The sequence below is a fragment of the Haloprofundus marisrubri genome (assembly GCF_001469955.1).
GTDB classification, from domain to species: domain Archaea; phylum Halobacteriota; class Halobacteria; order Halobacteriales; family Haloferacaceae; genus Haloprofundus; species Haloprofundus marisrubri.
Genome location: NZ_LOPU01000029.1, coordinates 624,329 through 643,440, shown reverse-complemented (window position 1 = coordinate 643,440; position 19,112 = coordinate 624,329). Strand labels below are relative to the sequence as shown.

Annotated in this window: 16 protein-coding genes; 11 read left to right on the top strand and 5 right to left on the bottom strand. The window is 63.9% G+C overall.

Annotation, left to right across the window (positions count from 1 at the left end; all coding sequences use genetic code 11):
- Window positions 1–66: 66 nt before the first annotated feature.
- The gene (locus tag AUR64_RS13705; protein ID WP_058582497.1) at window positions 67–1,731 is read left to right on the top strand and encodes a DUF255 domain-containing protein; all 1,665 of its coding nucleotides are present in this window, start codon (window positions 67–69) and stop codon (window positions 1,729–1,731) included.
- Window positions 1,732–1,794: 63 nt separating this feature from the next.
- Window positions 1,795–2,598 carry a TrmB family transcriptional regulator gene (locus AUR64_RS13700; protein WP_058582496.1) on the top strand — a complete coding sequence of 268 codons (804 nt, stop codon included), beginning with the start codon at window positions 1,795–1,797 and terminating at the stop codon, window positions 2,596–2,598.
- Between the two features lie 19 nt (window positions 2,599–2,617).
- Here AUR64_RS13700 and mptA read toward each other — a convergent pair whose 3' ends face one another.
- The 4 genes from mptA to AUR64_RS13680 all read right to left on the bottom strand — a co-directional run bounded on the left by mptA (window position 2,618) and on the right by AUR64_RS13680 (window position 5,649).
- Complete coding sequence (gene mptA, locus AUR64_RS13695; protein WP_058582495.1) at window positions 2,618–3,544, bottom strand: GTP cyclohydrolase MptA; 927 nt, start codon at window positions 3,542–3,544, stop codon at window positions 2,618–2,620.
- 99 nt (window positions 3,545–3,643) lie between these two features.
- On the bottom strand, window positions 3,644–4,060 hold the full coding sequence (locus AUR64_RS13690; protein ID WP_058582494.1) for a DUF7124 domain-containing protein: 417 nt from the start codon (window positions 4,058–4,060) through the stop codon (window positions 3,644–3,646).
- A gap of 60 nt (window positions 4,061–4,120) precedes the next feature.
- Entirely contained in the window at window positions 4,121–4,330 is a 210-nt protein-coding gene (locus AUR64_RS13685) for a hypothetical protein (protein ID WP_058582493.1), read from the bottom strand.
- A gap of 80 nt (window positions 4,331–4,410) precedes the next feature.
- Window positions 4,411–5,649 carry an NAD(P)/FAD-dependent oxidoreductase gene (locus AUR64_RS13680; RefSeq protein WP_058582492.1) on the bottom strand — a complete coding sequence of 413 codons (1,239 nt, stop codon included), beginning with the start codon at window positions 5,647–5,649 and terminating at the stop codon, window positions 4,411–4,413.
- A 238-nt stretch (window positions 5,650–5,887) separates the two neighbouring features.
- Here AUR64_RS13680 and AUR64_RS13675 point away from each other — a divergent pair, with 238 nt between their 5' ends.
- From AUR64_RS13675 to AUR64_RS13650, 6 genes are all read left to right on the top strand, one after another.
- Entirely contained in the window at window positions 5,888–6,487 is a 600-nt protein-coding gene (locus AUR64_RS13675) for a DUF6149 family protein (protein ID WP_058582491.1), read from the top strand.
- A 195-nt stretch (window positions 6,488–6,682) separates the two neighbouring features.
- Entirely contained in the window at window positions 6,683–7,480 is a 798-nt protein-coding gene (locus AUR64_RS13670) for an ABC transporter ATP-binding protein (RefSeq protein ID WP_071391278.1), read from the top strand.
- Window positions 7,468–8,724 (top strand): ABC transporter permease, encoded by a 1,257-nt coding sequence (locus AUR64_RS13665; protein WP_058582490.1) that lies wholly within the window; start codon window positions 7,468–7,470, stop codon window positions 8,722–8,724. The genes AUR64_RS13670 and AUR64_RS13665 overlap by 13 nt, the downstream gene beginning before the upstream one ends.
- Before the next feature lie 537 nt (window positions 8,725–9,261).
- Window positions 9,262–10,641 (top strand): aryl-sulfate sulfotransferase, encoded by a 1,380-nt coding sequence (locus AUR64_RS13660; protein WP_058582723.1) that lies wholly within the window; start codon window positions 9,262–9,264, stop codon window positions 10,639–10,641.
- Window positions 10,642–10,647: 6 nt separating this feature from the next.
- A complete protein-coding gene (locus AUR64_RS13655; RefSeq protein WP_155120615.1) occupies window positions 10,648–12,324 on the top strand; it encodes a hypothetical protein in 1,677 nt (558 codons plus the stop codon).
- A gap of 83 nt (window positions 12,325–12,407) precedes the next feature.
- Window positions 12,408–12,962 carry a GNAT family N-acetyltransferase gene (locus AUR64_RS13650; protein ID WP_058582488.1) on the top strand — a complete coding sequence of 185 codons (555 nt, stop codon included), beginning with the start codon at window positions 12,408–12,410 and terminating at the stop codon, window positions 12,960–12,962.
- Window positions 12,963–13,010: 48 nt separating this feature from the next.
- Here the strand turns inward: AUR64_RS13650 and AUR64_RS13645 are convergent, their stop codons facing one another.
- Complete coding sequence (locus tag AUR64_RS13645; RefSeq protein ID WP_058582487.1) at window positions 13,011–14,408, bottom strand: NAD(P)/FAD-dependent oxidoreductase; 1,398 nt, start codon at window positions 14,406–14,408, stop codon at window positions 13,011–13,013.
- A 202-nt stretch (window positions 14,409–14,610) separates the two neighbouring features.
- Between AUR64_RS13645 and AUR64_RS13640 the strand changes: the two genes are divergently transcribed.
- The 3 genes from AUR64_RS13640 to carB all read left to right on the top strand — a co-directional run bounded on the left by AUR64_RS13640 (window position 14,611) and on the right by carB (window position 19,064).
- Window positions 14,611–14,922, top strand: a complete 312-nt coding sequence (locus AUR64_RS13640; protein WP_058582486.1) for a hypothetical protein — start codon at window positions 14,611–14,613, stop codon at window positions 14,920–14,922.
- Between the two features lie 61 nt (window positions 14,923–14,983).
- Window positions 14,984–15,517, top strand: coding sequence for a DUF5815 family protein (locus AUR64_RS13635; protein ID WP_058582485.1), 534 nt, complete (start codon window positions 14,984–14,986; stop codon window positions 15,515–15,517).
- Window positions 15,518–15,851: 334 nt separating this feature from the next.
- Window positions 15,852–19,064, top strand: a complete 3,213-nt coding sequence (gene carB, locus AUR64_RS13630) for a carbamoyl-phosphate synthase large subunit (protein WP_058582484.1) — start codon at window positions 15,852–15,854, stop codon at window positions 19,062–19,064.
- Window positions 19,065–19,112 lie beyond the last annotated feature (48 nt).

Genomic DNA, 19,112 nt, shown 5'->3' with positions numbered 1-19,112 from the left:
GCCGCGGTCCCCGCACGCGTGACCACACCTCGAAGCGCTTACCCGGGACGCTCTCCGAGGGCGTGTATGGACGACGAGACACGCATCGAATGGCGTGAGTGGGGACCGGCGGCGTTCGCCGAGGCGGCCGACGCCGAACAGCCCCTGTTGCTGTCGCTCTCTGCGACGTGGTGTGCTGGCTGTCACGAGATGGACGCCGAGACGTACGCCGAACCGCGCATCGCCGCGAACGTCAACGACGACTTCGTCCCCGTCCGCGTCGACGTGGACCGACACCCGTGCGTCCGCGAACGATACAACATGGGCGGCTTTCCCTCCACCGTGTTCGTGACGCCAAGCGGCGGCGTCATCTCCGGGGCGGGCTATCTCGGCCCCGAGGGGATGCGACAGGTACTCGACAGCGTCCGCGAGACGTGGGCCGAACGCGGGGGCGACGCCGGACGCATCCCCCGGGCACTGGCGGACGACCCCACGCCGGTCGGCGAACTCTCGCCGGCCATCGAGGCGCATCTCGCGGGCCAACTCGGCGAGAAGTACGACGAGGTTCACGCCGGGTGGGGAGACGACGCGAAGTTCCCGCTTCCCAGAACCGTCGAATTCGCGCTGAAACGGGAACGCGAACAAGCGCTACGAACGCTCGACGCCGTCCGCGACCACCTGTTCGACGACGTGTCTGGTGGCTTCTTCCGCTACACGAGTGGCCGCGACTGGAGCGGCGTCCACCACGAGAAACTGCTGGACACGAACGCGGCGTTGGTCCGTGCGTTCGCCAACGGCTACCTCTACACCGGCGACGACGCGTACCGCCGACCCGCGAAACGAACCATCGACTTTCTCACCGACGACCTCTGGACGGGCGTCGCCGTCGGCGGCAGCGTCGGTCCGGCGGCCGGGCGAGAGTACTACGCGCTCTCGGCCGACGAACGCGCCGAGACCAGACAACCGCGCGTCGACCTCACCGCGTTCGCGGGCGGGAACGCACTCGCCGCCGAGGCGATGCTCACCTACGCGGGTTACACCGACGACGAGCAAGCGAAACGGTACGCCGAACGCGTTCTCGACTTCCTCGAGGCCGAGTTGGTCGACGAGGACGGTGCAGTGACCCACTTCCGCGCCGGCGACGACGTCGGCGAGTCGCTGTTGCTCGGTGACCACGCGCGGGTCGTCGCCGCGTTCACGCGCGCCCAGCAAGTGCTGGGATGGGGTCTCGACGTGGCCGAATCGGTCGCGAACAGAGCGATAGCCGAACTCTACGAGGACGAGTCGTTCATCGACGGCCCGCGTGAGGGACCGGGACTGCTCGACAGACCGTTCCGTCCGCTCGACGACAACGTCGAGATGGCGAGTGCGCTCTGTGACCTCGCGGTGCTCACGGGTGATGCTCGGTATCGGGACGTCGCCCGCGAAACCATCGAGGCGTTCGCCGGGGCCGCCGACCGCATCGGCGTGCAGGCGGCCGACTACGGTGCGGTGGCGGCACGACTCTGCGGCGACCCGCTCGTCGTCGCCGTCGCCGACGACCCCGGAAGCGACCTCCACCGCGCGGCGTTGCGCGTCGCCGACCACGAGAAAGTCGTCGTCCCGAACGCGGGTTCGGTGTTGACCGACCGCGAGTTCGAGTCCGGCACGGCGACGGTTCTCGTCGGTGAGACGGCGCGGTCGGCGGCCACACCTGACGAACTGATGACGCAAGTGTCGGCGGCGACACGGCGACTCGGGACCAACAACTGAGCGCGAGGATTTTTCAGTGTAAACGTCCGGTGTGTTTATATCCGAGGCGTGATATTCACCCGCATGGCGAGTCTTCGAGACCTGGGACTGTCCGAGTACGAGGCGCGTTCGTACCGAGCGCTCCTCCGAACCGGGCCGACAACGGCCAAGGAGTTGTCACGGGCTAGTGACGTACCGATGGGACGTATCTACGACGTGCTCAACAGCCTCGAACAGTACAGCCTCGTCCGAAGTCAGGCGGCGAGTCGACCCAAGAAGTACGTCGCCGTCGAACCCGACGCAGCTTTGGACCGTCTACTCGAAGACAAACGGCGCGAACTGGACGAGAAAGCCCAGCAGTACGAAGGCATCGTCGACGAGTTGGTCGACGAACTCGACGCGGGCGAACCCGTCGAAGGACAGTTTTGGACCGCCGCCGTCGGCCCCGGCGAGACGATGGACCTCCTCGTCGAGCGGTTGGCGACGGCGGACAACCACGTGGTGATGGTGGCGGCGACGCCCTCGCCACAGTTCGACCTCGGCACGGTGAGCGAGGCCGTCGTCGACGAACTGGCCGCCGCACTGGAACGCGGCGTCTCGGTGTCGCTTCTGATGACGCCCGACCTCGTGGCGACGCTCCCACCGAGCGTGGGCGAACGCTACACAGAGGGACTGTCCGAACACCCGAAGTTCGAGGTTCGAACGAGCGAGAACGTGACGGGGACGTTCAACCTCATCGACGACGTAGAAGTGTGTATCGAAGTGCCGAACCCGTTGGACCCGGGAGAAGCGCTTGCGATGATAGACCTGAAAGACCCCGAGTTCGCCGCCGACGTTCGAGCGGTGTTCGACCCGCGCTGGGAGTCGGCGGAACCGCTGTCGTTCTAACCGGGTTCGATTTTTTGGATTACTGACCGAGTTCTGCTCGCAACTGCTGCATCGTCACTTCGCGCTCGGCGTGGGCGTTGTGCTGGTGGATGGACTCGTCGTTCGACTGCTTCATGTGGATAACGGCGTCCTCGGGCAGTTGGTCGAACATCTCGACGGCGTCTTCGGCCATCGAGCGGACGCAGTCCTCGACGAACTTCGCGTTCGCGTGTGCGTGGAACGTCATGTGGTCCTCGTCGGGGCGCTTGGCGAGATTGTAGATGCGTGCGCTCATCGAGTCACGGGCGACGTCGATGATGTCGCCGAGGTCCACGTCGGGCGAACCTTCGCTCGTCACGGTGAACGTCGCGTGGCCGCGCTGGGAGTGACCCGGTTGCGGAACCGCGTCGAGAAAGGCCTCGACCGTCTCGTCGTCGACGCCGAGGTCGGCGAGTTCGTCGCGGGCACGGGAGGCGGACATTCCCTGCGAGCAGGGGCAGACCGTCATCCCGGTGACGCGGGCACCGATTTCCTCGCGCGTGCCCTCCTCGGTGGCGACGGCGCTGGCGATGATGGTTGCAGTTCCTTGTGTCTGCTTGCCGCTGGCGGGCGTCTCTTCGCGGGTGACGAGTTCGGCGGTCATCCGAATCTCGGCGGTGGAGGTGTAGTCGTGTTTTTCGAGGAGGCGTTCGGCGGCGTCGCCACACACGTCTTCGACACGGTAACTCGGTTCTTCGACGGCCGCTTCGAGCGTCTCGTCGATGACTTCCATGTTCCGGCTCATGTCCGCTCCTTTGCGGGTCGCCGGGAGGTCGACGAACACCTCGAACTCCGCCATCAGCACGATTGGTCGCTTGCCGTCTCGGGCGAGTTTCACGAGCTTCTCGACGCCGGTGACGCCGACCTGACTGAGTCCGACGGTGACGTCGGGTTGGCTTGCCTGAACGTCAGGCAACTGGTGACTCATCGTCCGTATCCAAGGACCGTCCGCGATTAGTGCTTTCGATAGCGTCACACCCTCGATATGCGGGAGTGTCGACCTGAACGACGGGGTCGGCACCGGTCGCTACGGCCAGTCGTCGCGCGTCTCGCCCTCGAAGGGGTCTTCCTCGGGCGTGTCGCCCGCGAGGTCCCAGTTCGCCGCTTCCGCGGCCTGTTCGAGCGGGAGGAACTCCCAGTCGGTCGCTTCGGCGAGTTCGCGGTCCTCGTCGGTGGTGCCGACGAAGACGTGCCGGTCGGTGTCGAACTGCCGTTTGACGTTTTCGAGGCTCTCCTCGACGCCGCGCGGACCGGAGAAGAAATCCTGTCGGATGCGCTCTTTGCGCGTGAAGTTCGTCACCACGTACGTCGGTTTCTCGCTGACGACACCGACGTATTTGGTCCACTGTCGGGCGTCGTTGAACACCATGTTCGGGTCGGCCAACTGCTTGAGGGCCTCCAACTCGAACGCGAGAGTCATATCGTTTGAGCCGCCGCCTTGCATACCCTCCTGTCGTCGTCGTCGGCCGAAAACGGCTTCGGTCCGTCGGGCGGTGTGACTCGTTCAGTGAACTCGGTAGTAGTCGGTGAAAACCACGACGTCGCCGCTGCGGAGGCCGGGAACCGACGCGGTGTTCGATAGCTGCCCGTTCGCTGCCGCGACGACCATCTGTTGTGCACGCTCGTCTAACTCGTCGAAATGTCGCACGCGTGCGCCGGCCGGGACCGTGTCCGTCCGTGTCGCGGCGACCGTCGTGTTCGTCGACTGTGCCATACGACAACAATTAGCATAGACCATTATGAATCTTCTGGCAGCGCTACCGGTTGCGAAAGATAGGAGAATACGGGAGTCAGTTACTGCTCTTGGGTCGCCGCGAGGTCGTCGAGGTCTATCTGCTTTTCGAGGAGGACTTCGGCCTGGTCGGCGACGACGCGCTCTTCGCGCATCAGTTTCTTCAGTGCGCTCTGCGCGGAGAGGTCGCCGATGAGGACGCCGCCGACGACTTTGCCGTCTTTGAACGCGATGCGCCGCCACTCGGTGTCGGAGTATTTGCGTTCTGCTTCCTCGTCGCCGATGGTCGGGTGACCGAACGAGAGGAACGGGAAGTCGAAGTGGGTGATGGAGTACGACGAGACCCAGCGGAACTCCTTTTCTTCGCCGTGGACCATGTTGTGGCCTGCGATGGAACCCTGCTCACGTGCGCTGCCCCACGACCCGTTCTGGGCGTACTCGCCGAGGATGGTGTCGTAGAAGCGCGTCAGGTCGCCCGCGGCGTAGATGTCGTCGACGCTCGACTGCATGTACTGGTCGACGACGACGCCGTCGTCCTGTTTGACGCCCGTTCCTTGGAGGATTTCGGTGTTGAAGTTCAGGCCGATAGCGACGCCCGCCCAGTCACAGTCGTACTGTTCGCCGTTCGGGTCGACTGCGCCCGTGACGTGGCCGTCGTCGTCGACCTCGAAGTGGTCGACGCCGCTGCCGAAGACGGGTTCGACGCCGACATCGCGCATCGCCTCGTGCATAATCTCCGCGCCTTCCTCCGAGAGCGCGTAGCGCCACCAGGCGTTGCCGCGCATCAGATATTTGGCGGAGACGCCCTGTGCACCACAGATGGCGGCGAGGTCGATGCCGAGAAGACCGGCACCGACGATGACGGCGTTCTCGCCCGCGTCGGCGGACTCGCGGATGCGGCGGGCGTCCTGGAACGTCCAGAAGTGGTGGATGCCCTCGGCGTCGGAGTTCCCGACCGGCAACTGCGTCGGCGTGCCGCCGGTGGCGACGAGCAGTTTGTCGTATTCGAGCGTCTCGTCTTCGTGCGTCGTAATCTCGTGGCCGTCGGGGTCGATGTTCTTGACGTGCGTGTTGAGACGCAGGTCGATGTCGCGTTCGTCGTACCACGACTCGTCGTGAATCGAGATGGGCGCTTCCGGCAGTTTGCCTTTGGCGAACTCTTTGATGAGAATTCGATTGTAGAGGGCTTCACCCTCGTCCGTGATAACGGTGACTTCGGCGTCCGGTGCCTCTTCGCGGAGGGTCTCCGCCGCGGAACTCCCCGCGATACCGTCGCCGATAATCACGTACGATTCGGTCATGTGAGGGAGGTTCGTAACGGGGGTTAATGTGGGTTGCTATCCACTTATGGAGATTTCAGCGCCGTAGGTCCCGAAACGAGGGCCGAGCGGCACGTTCGAAAGGTGTTGGCGGCTCGTGCGCGGTGACAGATGGCTTGCATCAAAACAGGTTTGTGCGTCTCGGTGTTGCAGACTCACCACTGAGTCCCACTCACGACTACGCGTGGAGTTGAAGTTCGGTGGGTCCTAACGACCGACTATGAAACTGCGTCAGAACGTTCGACACTTCGCTGCCAAACAGGCGCTGACGATGCCCGTCATCGGTGACATCGCCACGCAGAAACTCGTCGACCTGCACGTGAGCGTTTTCGGGAAGAAAGCCGAAGAAGGCCGACGTGAGGAGCGCGAACCGCACATGGAGGCCTTTTTCGACTGTACGTTCGACACGTACGTCGCCGCGCTCGACGCCGGCTTTTCGGAAGCGGAGGCACGCGAAATCACCCACATTCAGGCGAACTTCGACTTCTACAACCACGGCTGGACCGAGATGATGGAGTTCCCCGCCGACGAACTCGAAGCCCATTACGAGCGCTACGAGGAGTTCTTCCGACGCTACGATATCACCATCGCCGACCCGCTGGGCGAGTTCCGCACTCGAGAGATTCCGACCGCGCCGTCGACGCCGGAGAAACTCGATAACCCCGAGCATCCGCACGCAGAAGGCGGGTTCGCCGACGACGTGTACGTCGAAGACGAGGACGGCGAACTCCGCGTCGGGGGACAGGAAGAACCCGAAGACGTCGACGTCAGCGCCGCGCCGGGGATGCAGGACGTCGACGACGAGGACGCTCGCGCGTAGTCGAGGGAGATAGTCGCCGCGGTTCGGTCGGGAGGCGACGGGCATACCCAAAAGTCACCAAGGGTCACAGCGGGTCGCCACTGTCTCTCTCGAATACTGACAGTCTCCAATAGTGAGGCGTTAACCGGCGAACGCACCCGATATCGACCTGCGACAGCCACTACACCTTTTGTGTCCGACGCTCGTTTAGCGCACATGGACGCGCACACCGACGGCGAGGGTTCGACCGAGGACGCCGTCGTGTCACTGTCGGGGGTGTACAAAGTGTACGAACTCGGCGAGCCAGTTCCGGTGCTCGACGACGTTTCGTTGGACGTTCCGCGAGGGTCGTACACGAGCATCATGGGGCCGAGTGGCTCCGGAAAGAGTACGCTTTTGAACCTCATCGGCTGTCTGGACACCCCCACGGCGGGCGAAATTTACATCGACGGAACGAACGTGACGAAGCTCTCGGACGCCGAGCGAGCGATGGTTCGAGGCGAGAAAATCGGCTTCGTTTTTCAGACGTTCAACTTGATGCCACGGCTGACAGCACTGGAGAACGTCGCCATGCCGCTGTCGTTTCGTAACGTTCCGCGAGAAGAACGGACGAAGCGGGCGAAGTCGCTTCTGGCCGACGTCGGACTGGCCGACCGCGTCGACCACAAACCGACGGAACTCTCCGGCGGGCAGCGTCAACGGGTCGCCGTCGCTCGCGCGCTGGTCAACGACCCGGCGATTATTCTGGCGGACGAACCGACCGGGAGCCTCGACAGCGAGACGAGTCGCCAGATAATGCGACTGCTCGAAGCCCTGTACCAGCGCGGCAACACGATACTGATGGTGACACACGAACGCGACATCGCCGAACACGGCGAGCGAATCGTCCACGTGCTCGACGGCGAAATCGAGCGCATCGAACAACTCGGCGAGAGCCGTCGGACTCCCTCCGTCGACGAAGACGCCGCGAGCGCGGGCGAAGACGCGCCGGAAGGTGAAGCGTGGACATCTTAGAGAGCCTCCGGATGAGTTGGCGGAGCATCGTCGGCCACAAACTCCGCTCGACGCTGACGACGCTCGGTGTCATCATCGGCGTCGCCGCCGTCATCGCGTTCGTCACGCTCGGAGCCAGTCTACAGGCGGACATCGTCAACACCATCGCCGGCAACAACCAAGACGTGATGTACGTCTCGGCGTCCTCGCAGACCCAAGGCGACATCCCGCAACTCGGCCAGGGTGGACAGGCGGTGTTCACGCAGTACGACACGGCCCAGATTCGCCAGATTCAGGGCGTCCAAGCCGCGGTTCCCGTCGGCGGCATCGCCACCGCACAGGTGCAGTATCGAAACGACTCGGTGGGCAGGCAGTGGGTGACCGTCTCCAGGCCGCAGTACTTCCAGTTGAAGGGCCAACGAATCGTCGAGGGGCGGTCGTACCGACCCGGCCAGCGGGAGGTTGTGCTAAACCGACCGGCGGCCCGGATGTTCGCCGAAAACGTCACCGTCGGCGAGAACATCACGCTCGTCAAAGCGGCGAACGGCCAGCCGATAAACGCCACCGTCGTCGGCATCGCGGAAGCTTCCCAGGACGGTGCGGGCGCGCTCACGAACGGCGCGCAACCGAGCATCTACGCGCCGACGGACCCCTTCTACGAGCGGACGGTCATCAGCCCCAACACCGACGAACAGCAGCGCGTCTACTCACAGATACTCGTCAGCGCCGTCAGCATCCAAGAAATCGAGCCGACACAGGGCCGAATCATCTCGTATCTCACCGACCGCTCCGACGCGCGCGTGCTCAAAGCCGAGGGCTACCAGTTCGAGGTGACGACGTACGACCAACTCGTCGACCAGATTCGACAGGTCAGTAGCACCTTCACCGCCTACATCACGGGCATCGCGGTCATTTCGCTGGTCGTCGGTGCCATCGGGATTGCGAACATCATGCTCGTCAGCGTCACCGAGCGGACCAGAGAGATAGGCATCATGAAAGCCGTCGGCGCGAAGCGCCGCGATATCATGCAGTTGTTCCTCCTCGAAGCGATACTGCTCGGGTTGTTCGGGTCGGTGTTCGGCGCGCTCGTCGGCATCAGCGGCGGCTACGCCGCGACGGTACTCATCGACCTCCCGCTTCGGATTCGACCGTTGTGGTTCGTCGTCGCCGTCGTCGTGGGTCCGCTCGTCGGCGTGTTCGCGGGACTGTATCCTGCCTGGAGCGCCTCGACTGTCGACCCGATAGATGCACTCAGACACGAGTAAGCGATTTCAACGAGTCGTTTCCTCGGCGAAGTCGGAGGAAAACAGGTCACAGCATGAGAACGTCGACAGTGTAGCGGGACCGTGCATCGACGAACCCGAGGGCGAGCACACACTGGGGTCTGAACGTCGCTCTCCGCACTGAACAGGTGGGCACCGAAACCACCTCACGCCGTCGTGGCCCGCGTGTAGGTGTTCCCTACGGGACACCCGACACCGACGGAGTGGACCCGTCGCGCACGGGCGGGCAGCCGCGGGTCTCAATTGGACGTTTCCGGTCCCGGCCGCGGGTCGAAGGCCCAGTAAAACCTGAGAAAACTCACGGCAACGATAGCGTCGATTATTATGCCGAAACGCGAAACGGGGAGTGAATGAGTGCACGTCTTCGACCGGCGGGAGCCTCTCCCGTCGTGTCCCGGTCGCGGCGGACCCCTCCAATCGTCGTCCGTCCGCAGCGGCTCGCCACTCGCCTCGACGGAGCGCGGACGAGGTGTCCTTGTCGTCTCGAACGCATTCGGTCGGGCCGGGCCGGAGTCTGAGATGGCTTCTCGAACGGTCTCCCGTCTGGTGTTGGCAGCCGTCGTCGTTCTCTCGGCGTTGACGCTCGTCGTCGGCCAACAGACCGCCGGTGCGACGAGCGGCGACGCCTCGGCGGTGTTTCTCGACGGCGCGAGTACCGACGTTCCGCCGGCGAACGGGACGACCGTCATCGCAACCGATTCGAGCGCGGTTCTCGCCGACGAGGGCGACACCCCGCGGACGAAATCCGAGTTGGTCGCGTTCAACCCCGACGGGTCGACGCTGTACTACAACGACACCTACAATCGGTACTGGGACGTCGACCCGAGTCCCGAAGGCGAGTACACGGTACTGTACACCGCGTCGATGCATCTCAGCGGCGAGGAGTGCTCGGCGACGACCGTCTGCACGCGAAACGTCGTCGAACGGGTGAACCTCTCGACGGGCGAGAGCGAACGGCTCTACTCGCGCATCACGCCGCACAAACACTCGACACGCTGGCACGACGTGGACCGCGTCAACGAGACGCGGTACGCCGTCGCCGACATCTACCGCGACCGAGTGTTCGTCTTCGATTCGGAAACTGGCTTGACGACCTGGGAGTGGGACGCCCAACAGGCGTTTTCGCTCGACTCCGGCGGTGAGTACCCCCGTGACTGGACCCATATCAACGACGTGGAGGTACTCGACGACGGTCGTCTGATGGTCAGCGCCCGCAATCAGGACCGCGTCGTCTTCTTGGACCGGAAGACTGGGCTACAAGCCAACTGGACGCTCGGCGAGGAGGACGACTACGAGACGCTGTACGAACAGCACAACCCCGATTACATCCCCGAATCCCACGGCGGTCCGGCCGTGTTGGTCGGCGACTCCGAGAACAACCGTGTCGTCGAGTACCAGCGCGAGGGCGACGAGTGGAACCAGACGTGGGTGTGGCAGGACTCGCGGATGCAGTGGCCGCGTGACGCCGACCGCCTACCGAACGGTCACACGCTCATCTCCGACTCGAACGGTAACCGGGTGTTCGAGATAAATCGGGCGGGCGAGGTCGTCTGGCAGATCGACGTGGCGTTCCCCTACGAAGCCGAACGGCTCGAAACCGGCGACGAGTCCGAAGGTGGCGAGAGCGCCGCGAGTCTCGGCCTCCCGTCGCAGACCGTCGATGACGCCGCCGCCGGCGAGGAGACGATTCTGACCCGGGTGTGGCTGGTCGTCAGAGGCGTCGTCCCGGGGTCGCTTCTCAACGGTATCGTCTACCTCGTTCCGGGGTGGATGGGGCCGCTCGAAGCGGTCGCACTGCTCGCGTTCGTCGCCGTCGGCACCGGATGGGCGGTTCTCGAACTGCGGTGGTCTCCGTACCGTCTCGATTTACGAACACCTGCGCGACTCCGGAGGAAGTGATACACTATGATGGACCCACGCAAACTGACGAACACCGACGGCGTACGACGACGACAGGCATCGACGCTCGGTCGCCTCGAAGCCGTCGCCAGCGAGTTCGTCTGGCTCGCACCCGCGATTATCGTCGCGTTAGCGACGTACACTGCGTACGTCGTCACACATCCGTATCCGGCGTTCGGTGCCGGCCTCTTTCTGTACATGGCCGAGCACATCGTCCGGGAGGGGTACGCGCTGCCGGCGGTCATCCCCCACTACACGCCGGAGGGTATCCCGTTCGCCTACCCGCCGCTGGGCTTTTACCTCGCGGCGGTGCTTCACGACGTGTTCGGCTTCTCGTATCTGGCTATCAGCCGCTACGTCCCCGGCTTTCTGACCGTCGTCTACTTGGTGCCGTTCTACCTCTTGGCGCGCGAGTTGCTGCGCTCGGAGCGACAGGCTGGCCTCGCCGCCATCTTCGTCGCCGTCGGGCCGCCGATTCTCCAGTGGCACCTCTCCGGCGGCGGGTTCGTCCGCTCGCTCGGCGCGGTGTGGCTCTACAGCGGTCTCTACACCGGGATGAAACTGTTTGCGACGCGGGACCGACGCTGGGTGTGGCCGTCGCTGCTGCTGTTTGCGCTGACGATACTCACCCACCCGGTGTATACGGCCTTCTTCGGCCTCTCGTACCTCTGGATGTTCGTCTACTTCGACCGGAGTCTCACCGGCTTGCTCGAAGGGGCGGCCGTTGCACTCGGCGGTCTCGCACTCGCCTCGCCGTGGTGGCTCACCGTCATCTCTCACCACGGAGTCAGCATCTTCGCCGGTGCGGCGGGAACCCACGGCGGCATCGGCAAGCAACTGTTCCAGTTGGTGCCGACGTTCGTTCCTGGCTCTGCGTCGTTCAACCCACCGGCGGTGCTGTTCTCCATCCGGCCGGGGCTGTTCAACCTCCAATCGTTCGGGATGATTGTCATCTCCGTGTTCTTCGTGCTGTACATCTTCTCGGGGGTCTATCTCGCGTGGCGGCGCGAGTTCTTCCTCCCGGGGTGGTTCGCGCTGTGTATCATCTTCGTCTCGAAGCCGCGGTTCGTCTTCACGCTCGGGCCGTTGATGGCCGCCATCGTCATCTTCGACGTACTCCGGTTGACGTATCGTCGGCTCTCGATTTCGCCGCAGCGTCGCAGACGGGCGGAGCTGGCGACGATATTCGTCGTGGCGATTCTCGGGATGAGCGTCTCGGTGTTCTACGCGGGCGGGCACCTCGACTCACACGCCGGGAGCGCCTCACAACCGGCGTTCATCAACGGCTCCGACGTCGAGGCGATGGAGTGGGTCGACGCCAACACCGAAGCCGACTCCGAGTTCGTCGTCGTCGGCGACGCCGCCGAGTGGTTCCCGCTGTACACCGACCGAACCATTCTGGTCGGGCCGTGGGGGGTGGAGTGGCGCGGCAACGCCCAGTACGAGCAACAGCTAGGGCTGTTCAACCGCTTTTCGACCTGTCGGAGCGAAGCGTGTCTCACGAAGTATCTGACCGAGTCGGGGACGACGCCCGACTATCTGTACGTCCCGAAGGGTGAGTACTCCGTACGGGGGATGGAGAACGTCCAATCTCCGGAGATGCGACAGGAACTCGTCGACTCGGGTCGGTACGAACTCGTCTACGAGAACCGCGGGACGATGGTGTTCAAGGTCGCTAGCTAACGGCGCGGAACACCGGTTCGTGGCTGGGTACGAACGGAACTGTCGACCGGAAGACGTATTCTGGTAGTCGCAGTCGGTCACGTATGCCCGGCGCAGTCGTCGCCCGCGACGAACGAGTCACCTTGCGAACGTTCGAGCGGGAGGATATCCCGTTTCTCCAGCGCGCACACGCCAACCCCGAGATTCGGTACCAGATGGGAAAACCGCTGAAGAACCGAGCGGAACTCGAAAGCTGGACCGACGACGCGACAGACCGGTTCGTCGTCTGCCTCGACGACGAGGCCGCATCGCCCGGCGACGCCGACGACGCTCACGTCACGCCCATCGGGGTCGTCACCGTCGAAGACGCCGACTGGCGTCGCCCGGAACTCACCTACTGGCTGGTTCCCGAGCGCCACGGTGACGGCTACGGAACGGAGGCGGTGTCGCTGGCTATCGACTACACCTTCCGAACCTACGCGCACCCGGCAGTCGGCGCGTGCGCGTACGAGAGCAACGACGCCTCTCGGGGACTGCTGGAGTCGCTTGGATTCGTCGAAGAAGGTTGCACGCGGATGGGTTTCTTCGCCGACGGCGGGTACGTCGATACGGTTCAGTACGGGTTGCTCCGCAGCGAGTGGGACGCGGCGAACGAGTGAGGAAGAAGACCGAGTAGTCAGCGAGTTCGGTGGCGTGTCGTCGCCGAATCAGTCGACGCGACCTTTTTCGTCGATGCGGTCGGCGCACTCGTAGCCCGCGACGATGCCGCCGTTGAGACTGCGTTCGGGGTACTGTGCGCCGCTGGCCATCCCCGCGTAGTAGATTCCCTCGCCGATGTCGTCTGCAAGGTCGTACGGGACGATCATGTCGCGGTAGCCGCGTTCGTAGACGGGCGCGGCGCGGGGGTTGCGCGCGAGACGGAACTCACTGACGAGACGCCGGTGGAAGTTCGGGAACATCGTCTCCAACTCCGAGAGCCACGTCTCTTCGACTTCGGCGTCGGACATCTGCCAGAGGTCCTCCTCGTAGTCTTGGATGTAGCTGGCGATGTACAGGAGATGGTCGCCGCCGTAGCGCTCCGGCGGGACGAAGTTCGTGTGTTCGATGAGTGCGCCGAACGGCGCGTCGTGGGCGACGTTGAGCCAGTAGGTATCGGTCAGTTGCTCCTCCATCGTCACGACGGCACAGACCGCCCCCTGAAAGTCGATGTCGCACCGGTAGCCGGTGAGGTCTTCTAACACATTAGGCATCGTCGCGCAGACGACGGCGTCGGTTTCGTACGTCGTCGCTGTCGCCGTCGTCTCCGCGTCGGTGTCGGTGTCCGTCGACTGTGCGACGGTTCCAGCTACGCCGCCGTCGGCGGCGGCCTCGTCCGTCTCGACCGTTATCGACTCGACGCCGTCGTCGCCCATCGCCAGTTCGGTCACGCGGGCGTTCGTGACGATGTTCTCGCGGCCGACGGCGTCGACGAGTGCGTCGATAAACGGAGCAAAGCCGCCCTGAAAGTAGCCGAGAATCTCGCCGCGCAGCAGGTCACGCTCGCCGCGGAACTTCACGCGCCCGAGCAGCCACGCCGCGCTCACGTCGTCCTTTCGACTGCCGAACTTCGCGTCCAACAGTGGCTCGAAGAAGTTGTCGTACACTCCTTGGGTCGTGTGGTCGACGATGAACTCCTTGAGCGGGACGTGCTCGAAGTCTTCGAGGTTCTCGTAGGTGTCGAACTTCGGTCTCCCGTCGCGTACGTCTATCTCCTGGGTGAGCATCGTGAGACGGAACTTGTCGTAGACGCTCAGATGTGGGAAGGCGAGAATCTCCCACGGCGTGTCCATCGGGTACACCGCGCCGTTGAAGTAGTAGCCGTTCTTGCCGATGAGCCACTCCAGTTCGTCGCCGACGCCGAGTTCCTCGGCCAGTTCGACGATGGTCTCCTCGGATTTCGAGAGGTGGTGGTAGAACTTCTCGATGGGGTCGCCTTTCGTCTCGTAGACGGCCGCGAGGCCGCCCACGTCGCCCGTCGCCTCGAACACGCGCACGTCGTGGCCGTGCTGTTGGAGGCGATACGCACACGCGAGTCCGGCGATGCCGCCGCCGACGACGCTTATCATACCCAGTACTGCAGCGTATCGAGGTAAGTCGCTTGTGGCTGGTTCGAGTCGGTAGGTGGAGATTATCACCCGACAACGGTCCGGTGTCGGCGCAACGATGGGTCGACTTCGACCCAATGACGGAGTAACTCCGACTCGATGATGGACCGACTTCGACCCTACGACCACTGAGATATTTGGTTCTCTCGGACGTACGACCGGTATGGCAGACCAACCAGACGTAGACGTGGACGTCGAAGTGGAAGTCGAAGTCGACCGGCAGGAACTCGAAATCGAAGTCGGCGAGACGCGCAGCGCCGAAGCGGAACTGGAGGTCGACGGCGTCTCCATCGAAGTCGAACTCGAAATCGAGGGTCTCGAACCCGACGAGGAGGAGACCGAACTGAGCGAGTTCGAAGAGGAGCAGACGGAGTCCGACGAGAGTGAAGACGAAGAGATGGACGGCGAGAGCGACGAGGAGACAGAGCAAGAAGAGGGTGAAAAGGAAGACGACGAAGACGACGAAGAAGAGTAGCAATCGGTTCGACGGCGACGATAAGCGCGTTTTTTAAACCTTCGAGACTGCAAACGGGAGTATGGCACAACCGCGCGTCCCCGGAGGCGGGGGCGACGAACTCGACCTTCCCTGCGGCGAGACCAAGCGCGTCAGAGACCTCGATTTGGGGATGCGCGAGTTCGATTGCGCGTGCGGTGAGACGCACGCCGTCGTCACCGACTCGCACCCGCCCGAGCGGTTCGTCCCCGAGTTCCTCGTCGAAGTCCTGCGTGAAGCTATCGAGACGACGAGCGAGGAGATGCCCGAGTTCGGCACGCCGCATCTGATGGGCATCGTCCTCGAAGAGTTCCCGAAACGCGTCGTCAGCGAGGACGTGAGCGAGGACCAGCAACTGGGCTACGCGATGCTGTGGGTGACCGACTTCGACTCGCGTCGCCTCCACGAGATAATCGTCGAACTCGTCGTCGAACTGATGGAACACGCCGTGAGCCACGCCGAGGACGACGACGCCCTCTCGCAGTTCGAGACGGAGATGCTGCAGTTCGACGTGAGCGAGTTCGTCGAGCAGTACCGTGCCGAACGCGACCTCGACTCGGACGACGTGTACGCCTGACCGAGAACGTTCTAACTTAGCTGTCGTCTCGTCGGTATCGTCGCTGTTTCGTCGTCACTTTGTCGCTACTTCTCACGAGCGACCGCGCTCGAATCGGTAGTAAAACCGGGAGCCACCGGCGACGTGCCCCCACACGTCGCAGTCTCGTACGCTTTGGCCGCGTGAGGTCGTGGCTCCCACCGAGACGACAACACTTGCCAGTGGTAACTCCTGTGATTCGGCCCGAGTCGGTCAGCGACGGTCGACGAATCACTGGCTGCGATATTCGAAAAGAGTCTGCGGATATCGCATTGATTCGCCGGGCTTATTACGATGTACGAACTTTCGTGGAACGATGACCGACGAGGCACTCTCGACAGACCAGCAGGCGACGTCCGACGACCGGACCATTCTGCTCATCGGCAGCGGCCCCATCCAAATCGGACAGGCGGCGGAGTTCGACTACTCTGGTGCGCAAGCGTGCCGGGCGCTTCGAGAGGAAGGGGCGCGAGTCGTCCTCGTCAACTCGAACCCGGCGACCATCATGACGGACCCGGAGATGGCCGACCGCGTCTACATCGAACCCATCACGACCGAGGCCATCTCGGAGATAATCGCAAAGGAGAAACCCGACGGCGTCATCGCCGGACTGGGCGGGCAGACGGGTCTGAACGTCACCGCCGAACTCGCAGAGGAGGGCGTCCTCGAAGAACACGACGTCGAAATCATGGGGACGCCGCTGGACACCATCTACGCGACGGAGGACCGCGACCTGTTCCGCCAGCGGATGGAGAAAATCGGCCAACCGATGCCGAAATCGACGACAATCTCGCTCGACGAGGGCGAGAAGGTGGCGAACATCACCGAGGACGACTTGGAAGAACGCGTCGACGAAGCCGTCGACGAAGTCGGCGGCCTGCCCGTCATCGCGCGGACGACGTACACGCTCGGTGGGTCCGGCTCCGGCGTCGTCGACGAGATGGACGAACTCATCGAACGCGTCCGCAAGGGGCTTCGCCTCTCGCGCAACAGCGAAGTACTCATCACCGAGTCCATCGCCGGATGGGTCGAACTGGAGTACGAGGTGATGCGCGACGCCGACAACTCCTGTATCATCATCTGCAACATGGAGAACCTCGACCCGATGGGCATCCACACCGGCGAGTCCGTCGTCGTGACCCCATCGCAGGTGATTCCCGACGAGGGTCACCAGGAGATGCGCGACGCAGCGCTCGAAGTCATTAGGGAGTTAGGAATTCAGGGTGGCTGTAACATTCAGTTCGCGTGGCGCGACGACGGCACGCCCGGCGGCGAGTACCGCGTGGTGGAAGTGAACCCGCGCGTCTCCCGGTCTTCGGCACTGGCGTCGAAGGCGACCGGTTACCCAATCGCCCGCGTGACGGCGAAAGTCGCGCTCGGTAAACGCCTCCACGAGATAGAAAACGAAATCACTGGTGAAACGACGGCGGCGTTCGAGCCAGCAATCGACTACATCGTGACGAAGGTGCCACGGTGGCCCAAGGACAAGTTCGAGGACGTGGACTTCACGCTCAGCACGGCGATGAAGTCGACAGGCGAGGCGATGGCTATCGGTCGGACGTTCGAGGAGTCGCTTTTGAAGGCGCTTCGCTCCTCGGAGTACGACCCGGCCGTCGACTGGGCCGACGTGAGCGACGACGAACTGGAGACCGAATACCTCGAAAAACCCTCGCCGGACCGTCCGTACGCGATGTTCGAGGCGTTCGAGCGCGGCTACTCGGCCACCGAGGTCGCAGAACTCACGGGAATCGAGTCGTGGTACGTCGAGCGCTACGGCCGCGTCGTCGAATCGACCGTCGCCGCCGCGGAGGGCGACTTCAGCGCCGCAGCGTCGAGAGGCCTCACGAACGCCGACGTCGCCGCGACGGCGGGCGTCGGGGTCGAGGAAGTCGAGATGAGCGTGCCGGACCGCTCGTTCAAGCAGGTCGACACCTGTGCCGGCGAGTTCGAGGCGTCGACGCCGTACTACTACTCGGCGCGCCAACCCGAATACCTCAACGGCGACCCGCTCGACGAGGTGCAGGTCGACCGCGACGCGACGAGCGTCGTCGTCGTCGGCGGCGGCCCCATCCGCATCGGCCAAGGCGTCGAGTTCGACTACTGCGCGGTCCACGCGGTCCGTGCGCTCCGCGAGATGGGTATCGACGCCCACGTCGTCAACAACAACCCCGAGACCGTGTCGACGGACTACGACACGTCGGATGGACTGTTCTTCGAGCCAGTCACCGCCGAGGAAGTCGCCGACGTAATCGAAGCGACGGGTGCCGACGGCGTGATGGTGCAGTTCGGCGGCCAAACCTCCGTGAACGTGGGCGAACCGCTGGAAGACGAGTTGGAGCGCAGAGGACTCGACTGCGAGATTCTCGGCACCACCGTCGAAGCGATGGACCTCGCGGAGGACCGCGACCGGTTCAACGCACTGATGGACGAGATGGGCGTCGCCCAACCGCGCGGCGGGACGGCGACAACCGAGGGAGAGGCGCTCGAACTCGCCAACGATATCGGCTACCCGGTGCTCGTCCGCCCGAGTTACGTGCTCGGTGGCCGCGCGATGCGCGTCGTCGACGACGACGACGAACTGGAGACCTACATCGAGGAAGCCGTCCGCGTCAGCCCCGACAAACCCATCCTCGTCGACGAGTTCCTCGACGGCGCAATCGAACTCGACGTGGACGCCGTCTCCGACGGCGAAGACGTGATAATCGGCGGCGTGATGGAACACGTCGAATCCGCGGGCGTCCACTCCGGCGACTCGGCCTGCGTTATCCCGCCGCAGTCGCTCGACGCCGAAACGATGAGTCGCGTCCGCGAAGTCACCGAAGACATCGCCCGCGCGCTCTCGACGGTCGGTCTGTTGAACGTCCAGTTGGCCGTGAAAGACGGCGACGTGTTCGTGCTCGAAGCGAACCCGCGTTCCTCGCGGACGGTGCCGTTCGTCTCGAAGGCCGCCGGTGTCCCAATCGCCAAACTCGCGGCGAAGGCGATGGCGGGCGCGTCACTCGCCGAACTCAGTGTGGAAGAACAGATTCCCGAGCACGCGAGCGTCAAAGAGGTCGTGTTACCGTTCGACCGTCTTCCGGGCAGCGACCCGCGCCTCGGTCCGGAGATGAAGTCCACGGGTGAGGTGATGGGCACCGCCCGGACGTTCGCCAAGGCCTACGGCAAGGCGCAATCGGCGGCCGGGTCGGCGATTCCCGAGAGCGGAACCCTCGTCGTCGCCTTCGAGGGCGACTCGTTCCCCGCCCCGGAGACGGCAGCAGCGGAGAACCTCCGCGGCGAACTGGCCGCGTACTACGACCTCGGCGAGTTCGACGACATGGTCGACGCGATTCGCCGCGGCGAAGTCGACCTCGTCGTCTCCGACAACCGCGAGCTGCTCGAAACGTGTGTCACCGAGGAAGTGCCGTACTTCTCGACGGAAGCGAGTACGAACGCGGCGCTGTCGGCGCTCGATGTCAGCGACGAACCGCTCGACGTGATGGCCGTCTCGGACCGCCCGCGCCGGACCGCCGAGTGGGGCCGCGAGTAATCGCCGAGGGTCGGCCGACCACACGGGTGTACCGGACACCCGAACTGT